The sequence below is a fragment of the Prochlorococcus marinus str. MIT 1214 genome (assembly GCF_027359355.1).
GTDB classification, from domain to species: Bacteria; Cyanobacteriota; Cyanobacteriia; order PCC-6307; family Cyanobiaceae; genus Prochlorococcus_B; species Prochlorococcus_B marinus_F.
In genome coordinates this window covers 1,136,052-1,157,077 of sequence record NZ_CP114777.1, presented here as the reverse complement: position 1 = coordinate 1,157,077, position 21,026 = coordinate 1,136,052, and the positions used below count along the sequence as shown (strand labels likewise).

Here is a 21,026-nt window from a genome sequence, read left to right as displayed (position 1 = left end):
GTTGAGCTTATGTCTAAGTGGTAGGTTTTGATTAAATGATTTTGAACTCATGGCAGTAGCCTTGGCTAGGCAACTTCGTGAAGGGACCAAAAAGTCTCATACGATGGCTGAAAATACAGGTTTTATAAGTTGTTTTCTCAAGGGAGTAGTTGATAAGTCCTCCTATAGAAATTTATTAGCTGATTTATATCTTGTTTACTCTGCGATGGAGGAAGAGATAGAAAAACTTTGTGCAAACTCTCATCCGATAATTTCTCCAATTGGATTTAAAGAGCTTTTTCGTAAGGAAAAATTGGAACAAGATCTGTCCTTCTACTTTGGTAGTAAGTGGTCTGAATTAGCAAAGCCCTCTAAGCCAGCTGTCGAATATGAAGCAAGAATTAGAGAAATTGCTAAAGAGAATCCTGAACTTTTAATTGGGCATCATTACAGCAGATATATAGGTGACTTGTCTGGGGGACAGCTTTTGAAAACCATCACTAAAAAAGCTATGAATCTTGCTGGTGATGAGGGACTTAGCTTTTATATTTTTGAGGAAATTAGAGATGAAAAAGAATTTAAAATCAAGTATCGAAATACTTTAGATAATCTTCCTATAGATCAAAAGATGGCAGATTCAATTATTGAAGAAGCAAATAGATCTTTTAAATATAATATGGATATTTTTAATGAATTGGAAGGAAATTTAATCGCTGCTATAGGAAAAGTTTTATTTAGATTTTTTGCAAATAAAGAGCGCAAAGGTAGTACCGAGTAATGAAAATCATATTTTCTCAAGACTATTCCTTTATTTATATTCATTATCTATTAGAATAGTATAAACGCTTTTTCTTTATTCTTTTTAACTGATTAAATCACTTTAATGGAGACAAAATCATTAAATCTTCTAAGGAGATGACTGTTTATGTTTGAAGATCTTTTAAGTGAGTTAACAAAAAATATTCTTGAACATGGTGGTAAAAAGTTGATTGTTCGGGATGAATTTTGTGAACGCGTTTCTAAAAAAGGCGGTTATAAACTGAATAGTTGGTTATGGGATGTTCCTGGATTTCGAAGATGGAGAGTGACTAGATTGGACGCAGGAGAACATCTTCAAGTATTAAATTCAGTTGCTTACCCTCATGACGACAACGATATGCCAATTATGGGTATTGATCTTTTGTGGTTTGAGAAAAAAGAAAAGTTAGTTGCTATTCTTGATTTTCAGCCTCTTGTGCAAGATAAAGAATATATTGATAGATACTTTGATGGCTTAAAAAGCCTAAAAGAATCTTTTCATGAGTTTAATTCTGATATGAAAAGTAATATATATGATCCAAACAAGTACTTCTCTCCATGGACTCTATTTTGTAAAGGTGGTAATTTTGAAGCGGAAAATATTTTACCAAAAGTTTTTAGATCTTTTCTTAAATGTTATTGGGTAAATCTTGATTTATCTAAAGTTAATGGAAATTATATTAAATCTCAAGAAATTAGCTTATTGCATATAGATTATAATAAATATAGCGCTGAAAAAGATCCTGCTCATGGTTTATTTTCTGGCTTTTTTGGTAAAGAATGGTCAGAGAAATATATGAATGAGTTTTTATTTCCTTTAAGCTTATAAATATTAATTCTTCATTGTAGTTTTAAATGCAAAGTAATCGAAATAATAGTCTTGACCCTATTTCAATGAGTAATTGGCGTTGGTCTTATTTCTTAGATAAAACTATAAAGAAGTTTTCTATGTTTCAACCTAAACCGTATCCGATAGAGAATAATTTTCTTTTTAAAGAATCTTTCTTTGGTTCAAGTTCTAATCCTAAAAAAGTGATTTTGGAAACGTGGGGTCTAAAGACGGAAAAAATACGACAGGCTAGATGCGCTTGCCTGCAAGCCGGTGAAATTACGTCGGTTATGAATTTGGTAATTTCACCTTTCAATAATTATGATTTACCTTTTTTTGGAGCTGATTTTGTAACACTTCCAAATGGACATCTTATTGCTTTAGATCTTCAACCTGCATTAAAAGATGATATGGTTCATACTCAATATTTTTTAGGAAAGTTAAAATCTATACACGCTCATTGGCAATCTAAACTTCCCTCAGGAGGAAATATCCCATTGGAGGCTAAACAATATTTTTCTCCAGGTTTTCTTTGGTCTAGAATTCCTAAAGGTACAGAGGGTGATCAATTAATTAGTCAGATAATTAAACCAGCTTTTGATGATTATTTGACTTTTTTTTTGGATTTAATTGTTAATTCAAAAAGGATATCAATAGAAAGATCTTCAAAGGTTCTAAATGGTCAGAAAAAATATATGAGATATCGAGCTGAAAAAGATCCTGCAAGAGGAATGTTACGAGGCTTCTTTGGGAATGAATGGACTGAAAGTTATATAAATAATATTCTTTTTGACCTACAATAAAGTTGAGATTTGAAGATTATGGTAAAAAAAATTCTTTTTGTTTGTTTAGGAAACATTTGCCGTTCTCCTGCGGCCGAAGGTGTCTTTAAGCAAAAAATTAAAGAGAGAGATTTAGAAAAATTTTTTGTAGTTGATTCTGCAGGAACTGGTGGTTGGCATGTTGGGAATCTAGCGGATCCACGTATGAGAGAAACAGCATTATCAAGAGGTATAGAACTGACCAGTAGATCGAGAAAAATCGAAGAAAGTGATTTATATGAATTTGATCATATCTTGGTTATGGATAATGATAATCTTGATGCTGTTAAATCATTAATTAAAGATCATAAGAATCCTGTAAACTCTAAAATCAAACTTATTCTAAGTTACTCAAACAATACTCAATTAGAAGAAGTCCCTGATCCTTATTATGGTGGTCAAAATGGCTTTGATAAGGTTATAGATTTACTTGATGATGCTATGAATGGATTCATAGATTATCTAATGGATTAGGAGTTGGCCAGACTTCTTCTGGAATCTTTGATCTGAAAATATCAATCAGTTCTTCTAATACATCTTCAATATTCATTCCATCTGTTACTAGTTCTATAGCATCTTGAGCTTTTTTTAAAGGAGCTATTTTTCTTTCACTATCTTTTTTATCTCTTTCTTTAATGTCTTGTTCAAGATCTTTAATGCTGGAGAATTCATAACCTCTTTTCTTTAAGTCAAGAGCTCTTCTTTTTGCTCTTTCTGTGGGAGAAGCAGTAAGAAAAATTTTTACATCTGCATCTGGAAAGACAGCTGTGCCAATATCTCTTCCTTCTGCAACTAAACCTCCATCATCTCCAATGAACTGTTGTTGTTTTGTGAGTAAATCTCTTACATATTGTTGTTTTGCAATTTCAGAAACCATTGATGTCACTTGTGGTGATCTTATCTTCTCTGTTACGTCAATATTATTTATGAATATTTTTTGCTCTACAAAGCCTGAGTTTTTAAATTCTAATTTTGAATCTTTCAAGATATTTTTGATTTCCGATTGATCACTTGGATCAATCGAATTGCTTATTATTAACCAAGTCACCGCTCGATACATTGCACCGGTATCTAAATAAATAAAACCAAGTTTTTTGGCAAATGCTTTGGTTACTGTGCTTTTTCCAGCTCCAGCTGGACCATCAATCGCAATTATTGGTTGTCGTTGCATAAGAAAAGTGTGATCAATTAGCCTCGTAGAACCACATTTTACTGCTGCTGCCAAAAGGCATAGTTTATTTATATTTTCTGTTTCTTTTAATGAAAATGGATCTACGACTTTTAGATATTCAATTTTTAAATTGTTTTCTTTAAGTATAGAAGCTATTTTTGTGAGATTGATTACTTTCTTTTTATCAAATTCTGTTTTTGCTTCTTTAAGTGCACTAGGTAATGATTGAGCGTTTAATCTTTCAGAATCGCTCAGATAGGAATTCCTTGAACTATAAGCAAATCCACTTTTGTCTCTTTGTGTGGAATAGGATTCAATTTTTACAGGTATGGATAGTGCTTGAAACAGGTTTCTAATAATAATCAATTGTTGCCAATCTTTTTCTCCTAAGATTAATTTCTTTGGCCTGATAATTCTGATGAGACGAATAATAACTGTTGCTACTCCATCAAAATGCCCTGGTCTCTGTGCACCGCATAATTGATTGTGCAATGTTTGCGGAACTTGAATTTTAAAATGTGAATTTTCTCCCTCAGGAAAAACTTCAAAATAATCTGGAGCCCAAATTGCATCTGCACCAGCATTAAAAGCTAATTCAGCATCTTTGCTTATATTTCTCGGATATTTTTTGAAGTCTTCATCCTTTCCAAATTGCAATGGATTTACAAAAATACTTACAATAATAATTTGGTTTGTTTTGGTTTTTCTTTCTTTTGCTTTCTCAATTAAATATTGATGGCCAGGGTGGAGTCCTCCCATCGTAGGGATAAAAATTATTGCTGAATTTTGTTCACTAAGCCAATCTTTTAATTCAGCATTAGTTTGGAAGATTTTTTGTACCACTATGTTGGTAAATAAATGAATTTGATCAACTTATGATTGAAATGAAATAAGTTGATTGCATACTGATCCCATATGGATTTCATATTAGGGTTCATATCTTTTGAATAAGAAAGCTTTTTACTGATGGACTACAAAACTGCGGGAGTTGATGTTACTGCTGGAAGAGCCTTCGTGGAGAGAATTAAATCATGTGTTGAAAAAACTCATAAAAGTGAGGTCATCGGAGGGTTAGGAGGTTTTGGAGGATGTATAAGAATTCCAAAAGGCTATGAAAGTCCAGTCTTGGTATCTGGGACGGATGGTGTTGGTACGAAATTAGAATTAGCTCAGCAATATGCTTGTCATTTTGGAGTGGGAATCGACCTGGTTGCAATGTGCGTCAATGATGTAATAACTAATGGGGCTAGACCTTTATTTTTTCTTGATTACATAGCAAGCGGAACTTTGACTCCTGATGCTTTAGCCAAAGTGATAGAGGGAATTGCAGCAGGCTGTGGTCAATCGGATTGTTCTCTCTTGGGAGGTGAAACTGCTGAAATGCCAGGTTTTTATCCGAATGGAAGATATGACCTAGCGGGTTTTTGTGTTGGGATCGTTGAAAATGATCACTTGATAGACGGCACGCAAATTAATGTTGATGATCAGATTATTGGGATCAAAAGTAACGGTGTTCATAGCAATGGTTTTAGTCTTATTCGTAAAGTCCTATCAATGGCGAATGTGGACGAAAATACTCTTTATGGGAAAAATCAAAGGAATTTGATTAACTCTTTGCTAGAACCAACCGCAATTTATGTTCAACTTGTCGACAAACTGTTGAGAGAAAATTTACCAATTCATGGAATGACGCACATAACAGGTGGAGGTTTGCCAGAAAATCTTCCAAGAATTTTCCCCTCTGGATTGTTACCATGTATAGATAAGGCTAGTTGGGAAATATCTGAAATCTTTAAGTGGTTACAAAATGCAGGTGATATCCCTGAAATTGATCTTTGGAATACTTTTAATATGGGGATAGGTTTTTGTCTAATTGTTCCAAAAAATTCAGTAAATTCTGCTTTAGAAATATGTATTAAAAATGATTTTGAAGCTTGGAATATAGGACAAGTTGTTGAAAGTCAGAATAATTCAAATCATATCGATATTTTAGGAATACCTAGGTGAGGTTATAAGCATAGTTTTATAAAATTCTTCTTACATTTTTTTGAATAAATTAAATTAAGGTTAAAAAAGATTTTCTATAATGGAAAAAAAACAGTAAGATGTAAAAAAACGCAAGCCGGATATTAGTTCGGGTGATGCGAAGTTAGATCTTAATTAGCTCTATGCCTTTTGAAAATCAACAGCGTCTAACGCGCAGGAGAAGTTCTGCAGGTCCAACTCCTCCTAAAAGGCCTTTAGGTGGTCAATCAGATTCGGGTATGCGACAAAATGGTGGACCAAGACCAACTTTTTTAACCCTTAGAGATCATGGCAAGGTTTATGTAGCTGATTTACCAAACTTGTCTGATGGACAACTTTCCCATATTGGGAAAGAAGCTGATGAAGTGCTTACAAGTTTAGAGAGCAGAATTAATGACCTAGAGCAAGAAGCAACAAATGGGCAAAGAGATAATGATACTTTGATTAAAGCATCGACTAAGCATGAAGTCACTCTTAGATTTATTCGAGCCATTCAGGATGAACAAGATCATAGAAAAAATAATCCTGCATTAAAAGATGCGGCATCTGAGTCTTTACCACTCACATTCCTTGAGGTCGCCAGGCATAGATTGCCAGGGGCGACCTTTGACTCTTTGTTGAGAGAAGCATTAGAAGCTTGTTCTAAAGATGAGAAAGAACCTGAAAAAGAAATTATTGAAAAAAGCGCAAATGCACAACCTATTCCACCAGCAAAAGTGATTAGTCTTCCTACTTCCTCAGATTCAATGAAGGTTATTGTCAGCCCAGATACTTAAATTTTTATTAGGGACTTGTGAAAGGGTTTTGAGGCATATTTGCTAGACATTTATTCCTGTAAAAATCCAGACTTTCTTTTTCTCTTTTGGTTAAAGACCATTTCAGTGCAGAACTTGCATCTTTAGCTTGAAATGGATTACGAATTCCGACTATTGGTTTAGCTCCATGAGACCTTACCCAATTCAAGGCAACTTGTGCCTGGGAGGCTGAGTACTTTTTAGCAATATTAGATATTAATGTTCTCAATTCTATGGTTTTTGGAAGTATTCTTTGGAATAACTTTTGTCGTAAGAAGGTTTTAGGCTTGGGAGATGTATTTGGTGGAATTGTGAGGATTCCCAACCCTAATGGACTATAAGCTAAATATTCAATTTCATTCTCATCACATATATTTTTGATATTTTCATCCTCTAAAGATGGTTTGGTTAATAACGAAAGTTGCATTTGTATACTATTAATTTTAATTCCTCTTTCTTTCATCTTTTTATATAAAAAACTTAGTCTTTTTGGACCAGTATTAGAGAGCCCAATTTCTTTAATTAAACCTTTTTCGTATAAATCTCCTAGGCCATTGAGTAACTGCTCTTCTTGCCAAGGTGCATACCGATAAGTACTCCAATGAAGTTGTACTCTTGTCATATTTGCTTTTAGTCGCTGATTGCTTTCTTGAAAAGCTTTATGTAGACCATTGCGACCAATTCTCCATGGAAAGGGTGCGAGCTTTGTAGCAATAGTGATTTTTTTTAGCTTTCTCTTGGGTAACTCGTCCAGGAAATCGCCAATCAGTTTTTCGCTTCGCCCAAATAAGCTACCAGTGCCATATGAATCTGCACTGTCCACAAGATCTAATCCACTATCTATTGCATCAAAAAAAGTTTTTTTAAGTAAAATATCATCTGTTTCAGGTTTGTAGCCCCATACAAGTTTATTTCCCCAGGCCCAAGTTCCAAAACCAATTCCAATTTTCCTCTTAGTCATGATTTCATTTATGTTATTTCAACTAAAGAAAACTTATATCATTATCTTACATGAATAAATTAAATAGTTATCAAGATTCTTCTTTTGAGAAAAAACACAATAATGAAGAAAATCAAAAAGACAATGAAACTAAAGATCAGCAAGAAAAAATTCTATGTAATCATTGTGGAAGAACTTCTAGCAATGGAATAAGATGTCTAGGTATTTGTGTCGCAGATAATGATTATTAATAAAAAGGATTTTTCTATTTCTGAGATTATTCAATTACATCAATAATTCCTTCAGTTATATACCTTGCCATTTTAGTTATATGTTTTCTGATTTCTCCTTCTTTAATATTCCATTTATTGGACATTTCCTTTACTTTTTTATTTTCCTTAATGTACTCAATCATTTTATTTGCTAGGTATACAGGTAATTCTTGTTGATTTGAAGAAGATAAAGTTTCCCATCCTTCTTTATCGATATTTCCAATTGCCTGGAGATCTTTTGTATTCGTGAAATTATATAATTCTGTAATTCCTATAGAGAGATAAAGAGATCCTAATTCATCAAGAAAACTTTTCGATTTATTACCATTTTTGAATTCATTAATTTTTTCATCGAGTAAAGATATTTGTTCAGATTCACCTTCCTTAATTGAATTTAATAATCTATAAAAAGAACTGAATTCAATTTGTTCAGACACTGTTCTTATTTGTCAATATGGTTAATATTAATCTATGAATAATGTTTCTATGTGAATTCTTCTATGCAATTGTAATGAAGGTTTAGAGAATGGATTAACTTATGTTGAAGATCGGATGGCAGAAAAAACAATGAAGGAAATTGTTGCAGATATGGAAAAAATAAATAGTAAGTAGGCAACACTTCTGAGGAAATTAAAATCTAAATTCTTCTTTTCTGTCCTGACTCTTTTGCCTAGTGAGTCAGGATTTTTTTTGATTAATAGCGAGGGAAGGTGAAATCTGGGAAGATAGAAATAATAATAGTTTGGGCGAATTAATAATTAAATTCCCCTTCCTATCCACTTCCTCTAGAACCTATTGAAACTTGCTACCCGCTACACATGGAGCATAGTGCTGGGAAGGGTTCTCAAGAAAATTAAGCGTAAACTAATAAAGGCGGCACCCAGATTCGAACTGGGGATAAAGGATTTGCAATCCTCTGCCTTACCACTTGGCCATGCCGCCGAAAATGAAATTTTCATTTCCAATTCAAATCGTATCAGTCAAACCGAACAAAATCTTTTGTTTCTTTGTAATGGACATGGAGAAGACACGATTGCGTGCAGGGTGATCGAAGCTCTCCATGAAATTAATCCAGGTATATATAATGAAGTTCTACCGATGGTTGGAGATGGGAAAGCATTCTCATCGCTTGTAAAAGACGGCCGGCTTGCCAAGATTGGCCCTTCAACATTTTTGCCAAGCGGTGGATTTAGTAATCAAAGTTTTAGTGGCTTGGTTTTAGATTTAAAAGCTGGATTATTAGGAAGTCTCTGGAGACAATGGACTTTGATTCATAGATCAGCCAAAGAAGGAAGGATTATCGTTGCAGTTGGAGATTTATTACCTCTTCTGTTTGCATGGGCTAGTGGTGCAGATTATTTTTTTATTGGCACGCCTAAAAGTGATTACACATGGACGAGTGGACCAAGATCGTCTTTGAGTGATTGTTACCATCGATTGAAAGGAACTGAGTGGGATCCATGGGAATATTGGTTGATGCGATCTAGTCGTTGCAGAATGGTTGCATTAAGGGACAAACTTACCGCAAGAGGTTTAAGGAAACACGGAGTAAAAGCAATCTCACCTGGAAATCCAATGATGGATGGTATGTCTAAAACAGAATGCCCTAAGGATTTTGAAAAATTTCGACGTTTGATTTTGTTATGTGGAAGTCGCGTACCTGAGGCGTATCAGAACTTTAAAAAACTTTTAATTGCAATTCAGCGTATTCAAATTTCATCTTCCATGGCAGTCTTTGTGCCTTTAAGTTCTTCTTCAATGAGTAAACAAATAGAATTGATATTGATTGATTTAGGCTTTAAATCTACTGATGAGTCAATAGACGAAATAGGGATTTCGCAAATATGGAAAAAAAACTCATTAATTATATTAATTGGCTTTAATCAATTTTCTTCTTGGGCTAATTGGGCAGAAGTAGGTGTAGCCAATGCTGGTACAGCTACAGAACAATTAGTTGGTTCAGGTGTCCCATGTGTATCTTTGCCTGGGAGAGGGCCTCAATTCAATTTCAATTTCGCTAAGCGTCAAAGTCGTTTGTTAGGAGGTGCAGTTGCTATTTCTAAAGGTTATCAAGTACTCGCAAAACAAGCCGAGTTTTTATTAAATTCAGATCTAGATAGATACTCTATTGGTTTAAGAGGAGCCAAGCGAATGGGACCCGCAGGAGGGAGCCAAGCTATAGCTCTCAGTATTTCGACTCACTTGTCCCAAGGTTCCTAGTTCGGTGTAATCTAATAAAAGATTTTTAGAAAGATTTTTTATTCAAACTTCTCCATATGCCACTAATTGAAGATCATCATTATCTTAAAATTTGTGCTCAATTGGCATCTACTTTAAGTATTAGTATTGCTGCCGCTCGAAGAAAAGTAGAGGTGGCAGCAGCTAAAGAAGGAAAAAAAGATTTGCAAACAAGAAAAAAAATTGCGCAAAAATTCTTAGATCAAACTTGTAATGAGGATAAAAAACAAGGTGTATCTGCCTCTGCCTCTTTTGATCAATTATTGAAGGCTCTAAAAGAAGAGGAGAATTTTATGCTTGAGGATTAATTTGTCTTTAAGTTGAAGAAATTAATGATCAAAAATATTTGTAAATCTTCTTCTATCAAGCTCGGACAAAATTGGTACACATTGAAAACATTTTTTAGCTAATTTCCATCTCTCTTCACGTTTCAACATCTCTTCAAGTTTGTGTTTTGCTGCTAGTAAATATCTAACATCATTTGCGGCATAGATAAGTTGTTTTTGAGTTAAATCACCAACTCTTCCCCAGTCACTGCTTTGAGCTTGTTTATCTAATTCAACTCCAACAGTTTCCATCACTACTTCTTTCAATCCATGCCTTGGACTGTAAGTTCTACCTATTTTACTTGCAATCTTTGTACAAAAAATTGGATTAACTTCAATATTTAAATTACTTGCTAAGGCTGCGACATCAAATCTTGCAAAATGAAAGACTTTTTCAATTGTTTCTTTTTCAAGAATAGATTTTAAGCGTGGTGCTGAATGTTGATTTGGTTCTATACGAATACAAATAACATTATCAACTTCATCACATATTTGTATTAAACATAGCCTATCTCTACCATGAATTAATCCCATGGCTTCAGTATCAACTGCTAAAGCTCTAGATGAGCTAAAAGCAATTTCAGTTTCCTTATCTATGTCTTTATCAAAGATTCTGAAAGTCGACGGTTCATCAAGTTTTTTTGGCATAATCAATTGAATGGAAATTTAATTCATTAGTAATTTCTGTATGATTGAATTCTAATACTTCAAATGATGAAAAATATTCAGTAAATTCAACGATTTTATCTTTCTGATATCTTTTAATTTTTTTAACTCACTTTTGTAGCTATGTTTTCCAGAGCAATTAAAATAAAAGGGATCGTATTTTTGAGATGCAATCTGCATTCTCCTCAACTTTATTTCTCACTATCCTGTTAGCGATAGGTTTGGGGTTTTTTCTGCGCGCTGCAAGTAAGGATCGCACAACAGTTGTAGATGTTCAGTCTCCTTTGCCTCCTTTGGAGGTTTTGAAAGGCTTTAGTTTTTGGTTAGAAGAACGTGGTTGGAAAAAAAATGGAGGCAATGTTGAAGAGAAGTTGTTGATCTTTACTGGTAATGTTGCTTCTAGTACGTTTTTGGTGATTTTTTTATCTTGTCTTGGAGGATTGGGAGCAGCCTGTTTGGGTCTTGTTCTGATTCAGCTTTATCCCGCTTTGAGTTGGTGGCCTTTACTATTGGCTGCAATTGGTGCACCTTTAGCCGGATTTATCTATCGTGTTAAATCCAAACGAGAAGAATCATTAGAAGTTAAGTTATTAAGTTCAGATCTATCTGATATTACTATTTTACGAATCAAAGCTCATCGTGATGAGCTGATAGCAATTCAGTTCGAATTATCTGAAAGTCTGGAGCTTAGTAGTGAAAACTCTCTACTTTCTTCCCCTATTTAATTAGTATTTGTGGTAATAAAAATATTCAATTGTATAAAATTAATAGTTTTTGTAATTATTTTTTATGCTTTTTCGCAACTTTTTTATGATAAGAGTTTTGATTTTACTGAAGATTTTGAACTAATTATTGGAGAAGAATCAAATCTTCCTGCCACGTGGGTTGGAAGGAAAGATGTAGATAAAAATATCCCTATTTTAATATTAGCTGGTCATGCAGATTCTCAGGGACTGGCCGGTGCAGGAACACCTGGCGAAGCCGTTGATAAGTTTGGTTTGGATCCAATGCATCCTGAAATTAGTGATGAACTTTTTTGGAATTTAAAATTACAAGAAACAATTGTTAAACTTGGCAAAAAAAAAGGTTTAAATATTAGATCTTATGACCCAGGGATAAGAAATATTGATGATGCTAATGATCCAAGAACGAATTGGTCAGTAGGGAGGAGATTCGCGAAGCGTGGTGGGTATGCGCTTGAGATTCATTTTGATGCATATGGTATGTATGGAGTTGGCTCAGGCTTGATTCCTCCTTTTTCTGAGACTCCAAATAAAATAGACGAGTCAATCGCAAGAACATTTGGACGGTTTCCTGTTTTATTTAGAGGAGGTTTAGGTGCTCCAAGAAGGCAAATAAGGATTCTTGAAATTGGTAAATTAGAGGGTTTACTAGAAAAAAATCTTAGAAATTTAAAAACTAGGCAAAAAACAATAAAGCTGCTTGCAAATGAAATAGTTGAGGCTTTTTTAAATGGAATAATCTAGAAGCGCAGTATCTAATCCAGTGCTTGATGAGTTAAACACCTCTCTTCAAGAGATTTATCTGTAAACCAATCTTGCGGCTTAGTAAATAAATCTGTTAATAGCGCTTCACGTGAATTTTCTTCAGGCTTATATCCATATTCCCATCTTGCTAAGGGTGGTAATGACATCAATATTGACTCCGTCCTTCCATTTGTTTGCAATCCAAAAATGGTGCCTCTGTCCCACACTAAATTGAACTCAGCATATCTACCTCGTCTATAAAGTTGAAAGTCTCTCTCTTTTGTTGAGAAGCTTTGATTTTTTCGCTTGTTTATTATTGGCTCATACGAGGGCAGAAATGCCTGCCCGCATGCTTTGGCAAGTGAAAAAAGATTTTCCCAATTCAAAGAATAGTTCCCAAGCTCTTTTGAGATCTTAGAGGCCTTGCCATTGGCATTTTGTCCTTTATAAAGCAATCCGGATCCATCTTGATAGTCATAAAAAATACCTCCAACTCCTCGTGTCTCATTGCGATGTTTTAGAAAGAAATATTCGTCACACCAAGGTTTGAAAACTTTATGAAGATCTTTGTGAATTGTGTCACATGCAGCTTTATGGCATGAGTGAAAGTGACGCGTGTCAGATAAATATGGATAGAAAGGGGTTAAATCAGCTCCTCCCCCAAACCACCACACAGGACCAGCTTCGAAATATCTGTAATTAAGATGAACAGTTGGTATAAATGGACTTTTGGGGTGTAGAACCATTGAGGTTCCTGTCGCAAACCAAGAGTGACCTTTTGCTTCTGGTCTTTGGCTAATGATTGAGGGTGGAAGTTCATTTCCATGTACTTCAGAAAAATTCACCCCTCCCTGTTCAAAGATTTTTCCATTTTTCAAGACCCTTGAGCGTCCACCACCACCCTCTGGTCTCTCCCAAGATTCTTCTAAGAATTTACCTTCTCCATCGATAGTCTCCAGTCCAGAACAAATTTCATCTTGAAGCTCTAAAACAAGCTTTTTGGCTCGATCTCTTGAGTTTTTTGCCGGCACGTTGGCTTGATCTTGTGAGGAGGACAAAATTAATTGTATTTTGCTGTCCTTAAAAAAATACTTTCAAATGATGCAAATTTCACACCAATATTGGAAAAGTTTGTATTGCGAATAGTTTTTACTTATTACTAAAGGCAATATCATTGGAGAATGAGGTGGAATATGGGTCGATTTTTTTACTATCATTTGAACTAATAGAAATTAAGAATGAAAACCAACGAGAAGGTTTTACAAGCGTTTAATTCAGTCAAAGATGTCGGGAGTGAACGTTCTATTGTTGAACTTGGATGGCTGGAAATAGTCTCAGTAAAGCCTCCGAAAATTGTTGTGAGATTAACTCTCCCTAATTTTGCGATACCTCAAAGAAGTCAAATAGCAAATGATATTAGAGAAAGCATCAAGTTCTTGGAAGATATAGAAGAAGTACAAATTGAAATAGGTAATGCTTCACCATCTGAGGAGTCTCCTATTGGTCAAGCCGGACATGGTGGACAATCTCAGGGATTAACTCCAATACCAAAAGTGAAACATGTTATCGCCATAAGTAGCGGTAAAGGCGGCGTAGGTAAAAGTACTGTCGCTGTGAATTTGGCTTGCGCCCTTAGTCAAAAGGGTTTCAAGGTTGGGTTGCTTGATGCTGATGTCTATGGACCAAATATCCCTTATATGCTTGGTGTTAGCGAAATAACTCCTGAAGTAAGTGGCTCTGGTGCAGAGCAAAAGATTATTCCTATTGAGACATGTGGAATTGGAATGGTTTCAATGGGATTATTAATTGATCAAAACCAGCCAGTAATTTGGCGTGGACCAATGCTTAATGGAATCATTAGACAATTTTTATATCAAGCTTCATGGGGGGAACGTGATTTTTTAATAGTAGATCTGCCTCCTGGGACCGGAGATGCTCAGATCTCTTTAGCCCAGGCAGTTCCAATGGCAGGTGTGATAATAGTCACAACTCCACAAAATGTATCTCTTCAAGACTCAAGAAGGGGGTTGGCAATGTTTAAACAAATGAATATTCCTGTACTCGGAGTAATCGAAAATATGACATATTTTATCCCTCCAGACCAGCCAGAAAAATCATATGAGATTTTTGGTTCAGGTGGTGGTAATCAATTAGCCAAAGAAAATCATGTTCCTTTACTCTCTCAGATACCAATAGAGTCAGATACTTATTCGGGTACAGGAAAGGATCTGCCAGTGGTCCATACATCTCGAGATTCAATCACTGCGAAAGTATTTTTAGAACTTGCTGGAACTTTATGCAATGCATTATCTGTTAAACAGTGATTTCAATTAATGATGGGTTTTGGCCGCAATCAACTATCTACTTTTAAAATAGTTAGAAATAAAAAAATTTGGAAAGATATAGATTTTATAATTTGGATTGTACCTCTTATTTTAGTACATTTATCATGTTTCTTAATAGCAAGTACTCAAAGAAATCTTGGAATAACAGATTGGTATCAACATTTAATCGTAGCTTATGTAGGGACATTAATTGTTTATTTTTTAGCTCAACTTCCTTTGCAAGATTTAAGGAAATATATTAAACTAATTTATTTTTTTACTATTTTAATACTTTTGTATGTAAGTTTTAGTGGCACTTCTGCTCTTGGTGCACAAAGATGGTTGAGCTTTGCTGGATTGAATATTCAGCCATCGGAATTTACAAAATTAACCTTAATACTTGTCTTGGCTTCTATTTTAGATCGAAATAGGTTTTCTGATTTATCTCAGTTAATTAAACCTTTATTAGTTTCTTTTTTCCCTTGGATTTTGGTTTTCATACAACCTGACCTTGGAACATCTCTTGTTTTTGGAGCCATACTTCTTGGAATGCTGTATTGGTCAGGTATGCCATATGAATGGGCATTTATTGTTTTGGCTAGTTTGGTTACAGGATTATTGTCAAATACATATCAATTAGGACTTGTTATATGGATTCCAATAATTGGTTTTTTGTCTTATAAGTCTCTGCCAAACCGAAACAAAATATTAACATTATTTGTTATTTTTTCCCATTTGCTAATAGCAAAGATTGCTCCTTGGTTTTGGGAAACAGTTTTAAGAGATTATCAAAAAGATCGACTAATTCTTTTTCTTAATCCTAGTAAAGATCCATTAGGTGGTGGATATCATATGCTTCAAAGCAAAATAGGAATTGGATCTGGAGGGTTGTTTGGATCTGGTCTGATGCAAGGCCAATTAACTAAATTAAAATTCATCCCAGAGCAACACACTGATTTTATTTTTAGCGCTCTGGGAGAAGAGGTAGGTTTTTTAGGAGCTTTGTTAGTCTTATTTTTATTTTTTATTCTAATTTTTCGATTAATAAAGATAGCTATTGAGGCGCGTACTGATTTTGAATCTTTGATTGTTATTGGAATAGCATCAATGTTTATCTTTCAAATTATGGTGAATATATTTATGACTATTGGCCTTGGCCCTGTAACTGGGATTCCATTACCTTTTATGAGCTATGGCAGAACTGCATTACTTGTTAATTTTATAAGTCTCGGCTTTTGTTTATCTGTCTCTAGACGAGGCCAGTCAATTAGAAAAAATCTTTGATTAGATACTTTTGCTTATATGTATTTGTAAACGCATTAATGGAGTCAGAGTAAAATTTAGAGACTAGGTATCATTAATTCTTCATTACCATCTTGAGGTGAAGTTTTTGTATCTATGTAAAGGAAGGAATCCTCACTTTCATATTAAACATTAGTTTAATTCAATTGGTTAATATCAACAAATTAGGATTCATAAGACTTTGATTCCCCTTACTAATCCTTACTCATAGACGAAATAGCTTCCATAAGCTTAATTTGTCCAAAGAGACTTTTGACTATTAAATTGATTGACTGACAAATTCTCGATCTATCTATTTAAAGATAGTCAGCTAAGGCACCTTCACTAGTTGAAACTTCACTTTCTATGCTTTTTCACCCTTTAAAATCTAATCATTCAAATGGATTTAAAGGTTTGTATGAGGTTTGGAGGAATTTGTGACCACTCCTCTAGTAACTATTAAAGATTTACAAGAAAGGATGGCTCAGGGTGTCCCTAACGCAACATGCAGTGAGTCTGCAGTTAGGAGAATGTGGTGGGCAGCTCTTGACACTCTTCAATCAGATATCTTGCTACCAATGAACCTTACAAGAGGTTTATGGTTGTCTTCACCTTTACCTGCATTATACGAACCTAAATTACTTAGGCAATTTCAAGGATGGGTGTGGGCGCCAAAGGATTTGTTAAGCCTTACAAATCCTTCTATGGGTATGTTGCCTCCTAGCCAATCAGTTTCGCAGGATTTACACAATGATTCGTCAGGCTATGAGCGCCTGACTCTTTTGGAGGAAGATGGAAATGATCCATTGCTAGTAGTCATTACTCCTGAAATTCAAATTGCGTTAGCTCTAGATGGTAAATCTCAGGAGAGAAAATTATTAATGCGCAGTGATCCTGAAACTTTGAGTGATCTTTTGACATTACTGGACAATAGATTGAATACAGAAAATGTTGAACAAGCAAATAATCTCCGAAACGCACTTGAAGAGATGGGACAGCTGAAAACAAATGATGATTTATCTAAAGTTTTTTGGCCTCTACTTTCTCAACGACTAGCAGATATCGCTCCCAGTTTAAATATTCAAACTTTGCCAGATAGTTTAATTAATGATCACAATTCAAGTTCAAAAAATACTGAAATTTCTTTGCTAGAGGCTTTAACACATGAAATTAGAACCCCATTGGCGACAATAAGAACACTAATAAGATCTCTTCTAAGAAAGAAAGATTTGCCCAAAGTGGTTGAAACCCGTTTGAAGCAAATAGATATTGAATGTACCGAACAAATTGATCGTTTTGGTTTGATTTTTAATGCTGTTGAGCTTGAGAGAAGTAAGCCTGAGCAAACAAATTTAGCTTTAACTGATTTAGGCAAAATGATAACAATGCTTTCCCCTGTGTGGCGGAATCAATTAGAGCGAAAAGGGTTGAAACTTATTCTTGATATCACACCTGATTTACCAAAAGTTTTGAGTGATTCAGAAGGACTTGAATTAATGTTGACCGGTCTTATTGACAGGAATAGTCGTGGGTTGCAAGCGGGTGGGGAGTTAACTTTAAAATTAAGGGCAGCAGGGCAAAGACTAAAGCTTCAAATCTTAACTCAGCTTTCTACTTCTACTCATTCTGGAGGGTCAGAGAGTGTTTCCAATGAAGAAATTGGACCAGTACTGAGTTGGAATCCATCTACAGGCAATTTGCAGCTGAGTCAGGCTGCTACTCAAAGGCTTTTAAAAAGTCTTGGTGGCCGTCTTACTAATAGGCGGGATAGTGGAATTACGATATTTTTTCCTATTTCTGAATAAAAAGAATTTGATCTTTAAGGTTAATGTTGACGCGTGTGAAGTTGACGTGAAATGAGTCAAAAGGCACAAAATAAAGTGCTAATTTAAAAATATAAAGAATAAGTTGTTTTAATTAAAAGCATGACCGAAGTATTACCTGGAACACTTCCAAAGCACATTGGTAGCACTGGAGGATTATTAAACTCTGCTGAAACCGAAGAAAAATATGCAATTACATGGACAAGCAAAACTTCAGAGGTTTTTGAACTTCCAACTGGAGGAGCTGCAGTAATGCATGAGGGTGATAATCTTATGTACTTTGCTAGGAAAGAACAGTGTTTTGCTTTGAATACTCAACTGAGAGGATTTAAGCCAAGAATTGAAACAAGTAAAATTTATAGAATTTATCCTGGAGGAGATAGAGAATTACTTTTCCCTAAAGATGGGGTTTTCTCTGAGAAGCCTAATGAGGGCCGCTTAAAAGAAGGCTATAACAATAGACGCATTGGAGAAAATCCTAATCCTGCAAGTTTGAAATTTAGCGGTAAGAAAACGTACGATGCATAAGTTATTCAATTTAAACTTTTGCCCCCTTTAAATCTATATATTGGGCTGCCATTATGCAGTCATGCTTAGCTTAGATAAGGAAGAATTTCTTTTGTCAGCCTCCAAGGGGGCCACCTATATCCCCTTGGCAAAAAGTTGGCCGGCAGATTTAGAAACTCCTCTTACAACCTGGCTGAAAGTTGGTGATATTGGTCCTCCTGGTGTATTGCTTGAATCAGTAGAGGGTGGGGAAACTATAGGTAGATGGAGTGTGGTTGCATCAGATCCTCTGTGGCAGGTGATAGTAAGGGGTGATGAATTGACAAGATGCTGGAGGAATGGAAAACAAGAAAAGTTTCATGGAAATCCAATTGAAATTCTGAGGCAAATGCTTGAGCCTTATAAATCTGTTTCTTTGTCTGGTTTGCCACAACTTGGACAACTTTTTGGAATGTGGGGATACGAATTAATTCAATGGATTGAACCCTCAGTACCTACCTATGAATTATCTGATCAAGACTTGCCTGATGGTATTTGGATGTTTATGGATAAAATTCTTATTTTTGATCAAGTCAAACGTCTCATAACAGCTGTTGCATATGGAAATCTAAGTGATGGAGTTTCTTCTCATAAAGCTTATGAAATTGCGCGTGAACAAATCAATGAACTTCAAGATTTAATGGACTCTCCTTTAAAGCCTATAAAGTCTTTAAAGTGGAATGAGAAAGCGAATAGATCACTTGATATGACTATGAATATATCAAAAAGTGAATTTGAAAATGGTGTTGAAGTAGCCAAAGAATTTATTAAACAAGGTGATATTTTTCAGCTAGTTCTAAGTCAAAAATTGGAGTCGACTGTAATGCGAAAACCTTTTGAATTGTATCGCAGCCTGAGGATGGTAAATCCCTCTCCATTTATGGCATTTTTTGACTTTGGAGACTGGCAACTTATTGGTTCTAGTCCAGAGGTAATGGTCAAGGCCCAACAAACAGAAAAGGGAATTCAAACAAGTTTGAGGCCAATTGCAGGTACACGTCCTAGAGGTAAAAATGATTTGGAAGATGTAGCGCTAGAGACAGATCTTTTAAAAGATCCCAAAGAAAGAGCTGAGCATGTCATGTTAGTAGATCTAGGTCGAAATGATTTAGGGCGAGTTTGTTCCCCAGGGAGTGTTTTTGTAAAAGAATTAATGGTTATTGAAAAATATTCGCATGTAATGCACATAGTCAGTGAGGTTGAGGGAATTTTAAAAAAAGGAAAGGATGTTTGGGACTTGTTAATTGCTTCTTTCCCTGCTGGGACAGTTAGTGGAGCCCCAAAGATAAGAGCAATGCAATTAATCAATCAATTAGAAAAACAACGTAGAGGTCCTTATTCAGGAGTTTATGGATCTATGGATTTAAATGGAGCATTGAATACAGCTATTACTATAAGAACAATGGTTGTTCGCAAGACAAATAAAAACGATTTTACTGTTCAAGTACAAGCGGGGGCAGGGGTTGTTGCAGATTCGATTTCTTCTAATGAATATCAAGAAACTTTAAATAAAGCGAAAGGAATGTTTACTGCTTTAGCTTGCTTAGAACCCCAGGATTTATGACCAACTTTATGCTGTTAAAGGGGTTTGAAGTGGAACTTTTTACTGGTACATATGCTGGTAAAAATGTAGGTGTTGCATCTGCTATTACTGAGGATCTATCAGATTTTGTTAAAGAACCGGATCAAAGAAATCTGGAATACATAACTGTCCCAGATCAAAGATATGCTGTTTTAAAACATGCACTCTTACTACCAAGACAAAAACTTAGGAAATGGCTTGATTCCCAACAACTTACAATTCTGCCAGGAAGCACACTTAGTCTTGGCAATACAAAAATTTTTGAAAGGTCAGATTCAGCAAATTCTTATCACTCATTTATCGAAAAAAATTATGGGACGAACGTTGTAACAGCAAGCATTCACATCAATTTAGGTATTGAAAATTTATCCTTACTTTTTTCGGCCCTTCGCTTGGTTCGATGTGAGGCATCATTATTTCTTGCGTTAAGTGCGAGTTCTCCTTTCTTAGACGGACATGCAACGGGTGCACATTCTCAAAGATGGGTACAATTCCCTAAGACACCCTCCAATGTCCCTATTTTTGTAGATCACTCACACTATGTGGAATGGGTGGAAGAGCAACTAAGTCATGGCAATATGCAAAATGAAAGACATCTGTGGACATCAGTAAGGCCAAATGGTCCGGAGAGGCCCCATATTTTAAATCGATTAGAGCTCAGGATCTGTGATTTAGTTACTGACGTTGATTTGCTTTTAGCTATTACTGCGTTAGTTGAGCTAAGAATTATTAATCTCAAAAATAATATGAAAAAATTTGATCCAATTGAGGCAAGCTCTAAAACAAAAGAAGAATTGGCTATTTTGGCTGATAAAAATGATTTGATTGCAGCTAAATCTAGTCTTGATGCAAATTTATATCATTGGAAAAATGGGAAGCAAATCAACTGTCGGGATTGGATAAAGGAAATTCTTTTAGATGTAACTCCTTTGGCTAAGGAGCTTGATATGTGTAAGTTACTTAAACCTATTGAATCTGTTTTGACAAATGGAAATCAATCAATGATATGGCTTAATTCTTATTGCAAGGGAGAATCAATTCAGTCTTTACTGCAGCATGGTATTGCTGAAATGGAACGAGAGGAGAACAATTTCATTCAAATAAATTCAACCCATAAGTGACTA

22 protein-coding genes and 1 tRNA gene are annotated in these 21,026 nt (G+C 35.0%); 17 read left to right on the top strand and 6 right to left on the bottom strand.

Annotated elements, in window-relative coordinates:
• Window positions 1–49: 49 nt before the first annotated feature.
• The 4 genes from O5639_RS06685 (at window position 50) to O5639_RS06670 (ending at window position 2,901) form a co-directional block, all read left to right on the top strand.
• Window positions 50–757, top strand: coding sequence for a heme oxygenase (biliverdin-producing) (locus tag O5639_RS06685; protein ID WP_269623781.1), 708 nt, complete (start codon window positions 50–52; stop codon window positions 755–757).
• 147 nt (window positions 758–904) lie between these two features.
• A complete protein-coding gene (locus O5639_RS06680) occupies window positions 905–1,606 on the top strand; it encodes a 15,16-dihydrobiliverdin:ferredoxin oxidoreductase (protein ID WP_269623780.1) in 702 nt (233 codons plus the stop codon).
• Window positions 1,607–1,632: 26 nt separating this feature from the next.
• The gene (locus tag O5639_RS06675; RefSeq protein WP_269623779.1) at window positions 1,633–2,409 is read left to right on the top strand and encodes a phycoerythrobilin:ferredoxin oxidoreductase; all 777 of its coding nucleotides are present in this window, start codon (window positions 1,633–1,635) and stop codon (window positions 2,407–2,409) included.
• 18 nt (window positions 2,410–2,427) lie between these two features.
• Complete coding sequence (locus tag O5639_RS06670; protein ID WP_269623778.1) at window positions 2,428–2,901, top strand: low molecular weight protein-tyrosine-phosphatase; 474 nt, start codon at window positions 2,428–2,430, stop codon at window positions 2,899–2,901.
• On the opposite strand, the gene O5639_RS06665 is transcribed toward O5639_RS06670, so the two are convergent.
• Window positions 2,879–4,441: a bifunctional pantoate--beta-alanine ligase/(d)CMP kinase gene (locus tag O5639_RS06665; protein ID WP_269623777.1), complete on the bottom strand. Its 1,563-nt coding sequence runs from the start codon at window positions 4,439–4,441 to the stop codon at window positions 2,879–2,881. The two genes, O5639_RS06670 and O5639_RS06665, sit on opposite strands and share 23 nt — an antisense overlap.
• Before the next feature lie 123 nt (window positions 4,442–4,564).
• Between O5639_RS06665 and purM the strand changes: the two genes are divergently transcribed.
• Window positions 4,565–5,605, top strand: a complete 1,041-nt coding sequence (gene purM, locus O5639_RS06660) for a phosphoribosylformylglycinamidine cyclo-ligase (RefSeq protein ID WP_269623776.1) — start codon at window positions 4,565–4,567, stop codon at window positions 5,603–5,605.
• Window positions 5,606–5,766: 161 nt separating this feature from the next.
• The gene (locus O5639_RS06655; protein ID WP_269623775.1) at window positions 5,767–6,399 is read left to right on the top strand and encodes a histidine phosphotransferase; all 633 of its coding nucleotides are present in this window, start codon (window positions 5,767–5,769) and stop codon (window positions 6,397–6,399) included.
• A gap of 7 nt (window positions 6,400–6,406) precedes the next feature.
• On the opposite strand, the gene O5639_RS06650 is transcribed toward O5639_RS06655, so the two are convergent.
• Window positions 6,407–7,378, bottom strand: coding sequence for an aldo/keto reductase (locus O5639_RS06650; protein WP_269623774.1), 972 nt, complete (start codon window positions 7,376–7,378; stop codon window positions 6,407–6,409).
• Between the two features lie 50 nt (window positions 7,379–7,428).
• On the opposite strand from O5639_RS06650, the gene O5639_RS06645 reads away from it, so the two are divergent.
• On the top strand, window positions 7,429–7,608 hold the full coding sequence (locus O5639_RS06645) for a hypothetical protein (protein WP_269623773.1): 180 nt from the start codon (window positions 7,429–7,431) through the stop codon (window positions 7,606–7,608).
• Between the two features lie 26 nt (window positions 7,609–7,634).
• On the opposite strand, the gene O5639_RS06640 is transcribed toward O5639_RS06645, so the two are convergent.
• Both O5639_RS06640 and O5639_RS06635 read right to left on the bottom strand, forming a co-directional pair.
• The gene (locus tag O5639_RS06640) at window positions 7,635–8,066 is read right to left on the bottom strand and encodes a hypothetical protein (RefSeq protein ID WP_269623772.1); all 432 of its coding nucleotides are present in this window, start codon (window positions 8,064–8,066) and stop codon (window positions 7,635–7,637) included.
• Window positions 8,067–8,500: 434 nt separating this feature from the next.
• Window positions 8,501–8,571 (bottom strand) — tRNA-Cys (locus O5639_RS06635).
• A 57-nt stretch (window positions 8,572–8,628) separates the two neighbouring features.
• Between O5639_RS06635 and O5639_RS06630 the strand changes: the two genes are divergently transcribed.
• Complete coding sequence (locus O5639_RS06630; protein ID WP_269623771.1) at window positions 8,629–9,849, top strand: lipid-A-disaccharide synthase-related protein; 1,221 nt, start codon at window positions 8,629–8,631, stop codon at window positions 9,847–9,849.
• Between the two features lie 56 nt (window positions 9,850–9,905).
• Window positions 9,906–10,175, top strand: coding sequence for a hypothetical protein (locus O5639_RS06625; RefSeq protein ID WP_269623770.1), 270 nt, complete (start codon window positions 9,906–9,908; stop codon window positions 10,173–10,175).
• Between the two features lie 21 nt (window positions 10,176–10,196).
• Here the strand turns inward: O5639_RS06625 and O5639_RS06620 are convergent, their stop codons facing one another.
• Window positions 10,197–10,841 carry a ribonuclease D gene (locus O5639_RS06620; RefSeq protein ID WP_269623769.1) on the bottom strand — a complete coding sequence of 215 codons (645 nt, stop codon included), beginning with the start codon at window positions 10,839–10,841 and terminating at the stop codon, window positions 10,197–10,199.
• Between the two features lie 185 nt (window positions 10,842–11,026).
• Here O5639_RS06620 and O5639_RS06615 point away from each other — a divergent pair, with 185 nt between their 5' ends.
• A complete protein-coding gene (locus tag O5639_RS06615; RefSeq protein ID WP_269623768.1) occupies window positions 11,027–11,584 on the top strand; it encodes a cofactor assembly of complex C subunit B in 558 nt (185 codons plus the stop codon).
• Window positions 11,585–11,593: 9 nt separating this feature from the next.
• Window positions 11,594–12,346, top strand: a complete 753-nt coding sequence (locus O5639_RS06610) for an N-acetylmuramoyl-L-alanine amidase (protein ID WP_269623767.1) — start codon at window positions 11,594–11,596, stop codon at window positions 12,344–12,346.
• A gap of 11 nt (window positions 12,347–12,357) precedes the next feature.
• Here O5639_RS06610 and hemF read toward each other — a convergent pair whose 3' ends face one another.
• Window positions 12,358–13,404, bottom strand: coding sequence for an oxygen-dependent coproporphyrinogen oxidase (gene hemF / locus O5639_RS06605; RefSeq protein WP_269623766.1), 1,047 nt, complete (start codon window positions 13,402–13,404; stop codon window positions 12,358–12,360).
• Between the two features lie 180 nt (window positions 13,405–13,584).
• On the opposite strand from hemF, the gene O5639_RS06600 reads away from it, so the two are divergent.
• From O5639_RS06600 to gshA, 6 genes are all read left to right on the top strand, one after another.
• Window positions 13,585–14,670, top strand: a complete 1,086-nt coding sequence (locus O5639_RS06600) for an Mrp/NBP35 family ATP-binding protein (protein ID WP_269623765.1) — start codon at window positions 13,585–13,587, stop codon at window positions 14,668–14,670.
• Between the two features lie 9 nt (window positions 14,671–14,679).
• A complete protein-coding gene (gene rodA / locus O5639_RS06595) occupies window positions 14,680–15,954 on the top strand; it encodes a rod shape-determining protein RodA (RefSeq protein WP_269623764.1) in 1,275 nt (424 codons plus the stop codon).
• 434 nt (window positions 15,955–16,388) lie between these two features.
• A complete protein-coding gene (locus tag O5639_RS06590) occupies window positions 16,389–17,756 on the top strand; it encodes a sensor histidine kinase (protein WP_269623763.1) in 1,368 nt (455 codons plus the stop codon).
• Between the two features lie 120 nt (window positions 17,757–17,876).
• Window positions 17,877–18,302 (top strand): photosystem I reaction center subunit II, encoded by a 426-nt coding sequence (gene psaD / locus O5639_RS06585; protein WP_269611601.1) that lies wholly within the window; start codon window positions 17,877–17,879, stop codon window positions 18,300–18,302.
• A gap of 61 nt (window positions 18,303–18,363) precedes the next feature.
• Window positions 18,364–19,884: an anthranilate synthase component I family protein gene (locus O5639_RS06580; protein WP_269623762.1), complete on the top strand. Its 1,521-nt coding sequence runs from the start codon at window positions 18,364–18,366 to the stop codon at window positions 19,882–19,884.
• Window positions 19,881–21,023, top strand: a complete 1,143-nt coding sequence (gene gshA, locus O5639_RS06575) for a glutamate--cysteine ligase (RefSeq protein ID WP_269623761.1) — start codon at window positions 19,881–19,883, stop codon at window positions 21,021–21,023. Before O5639_RS06580 ends, gshA begins: the two co-directional genes overlap by 4 nt.
• Window positions 21,024–21,026 lie beyond the last annotated feature (3 nt).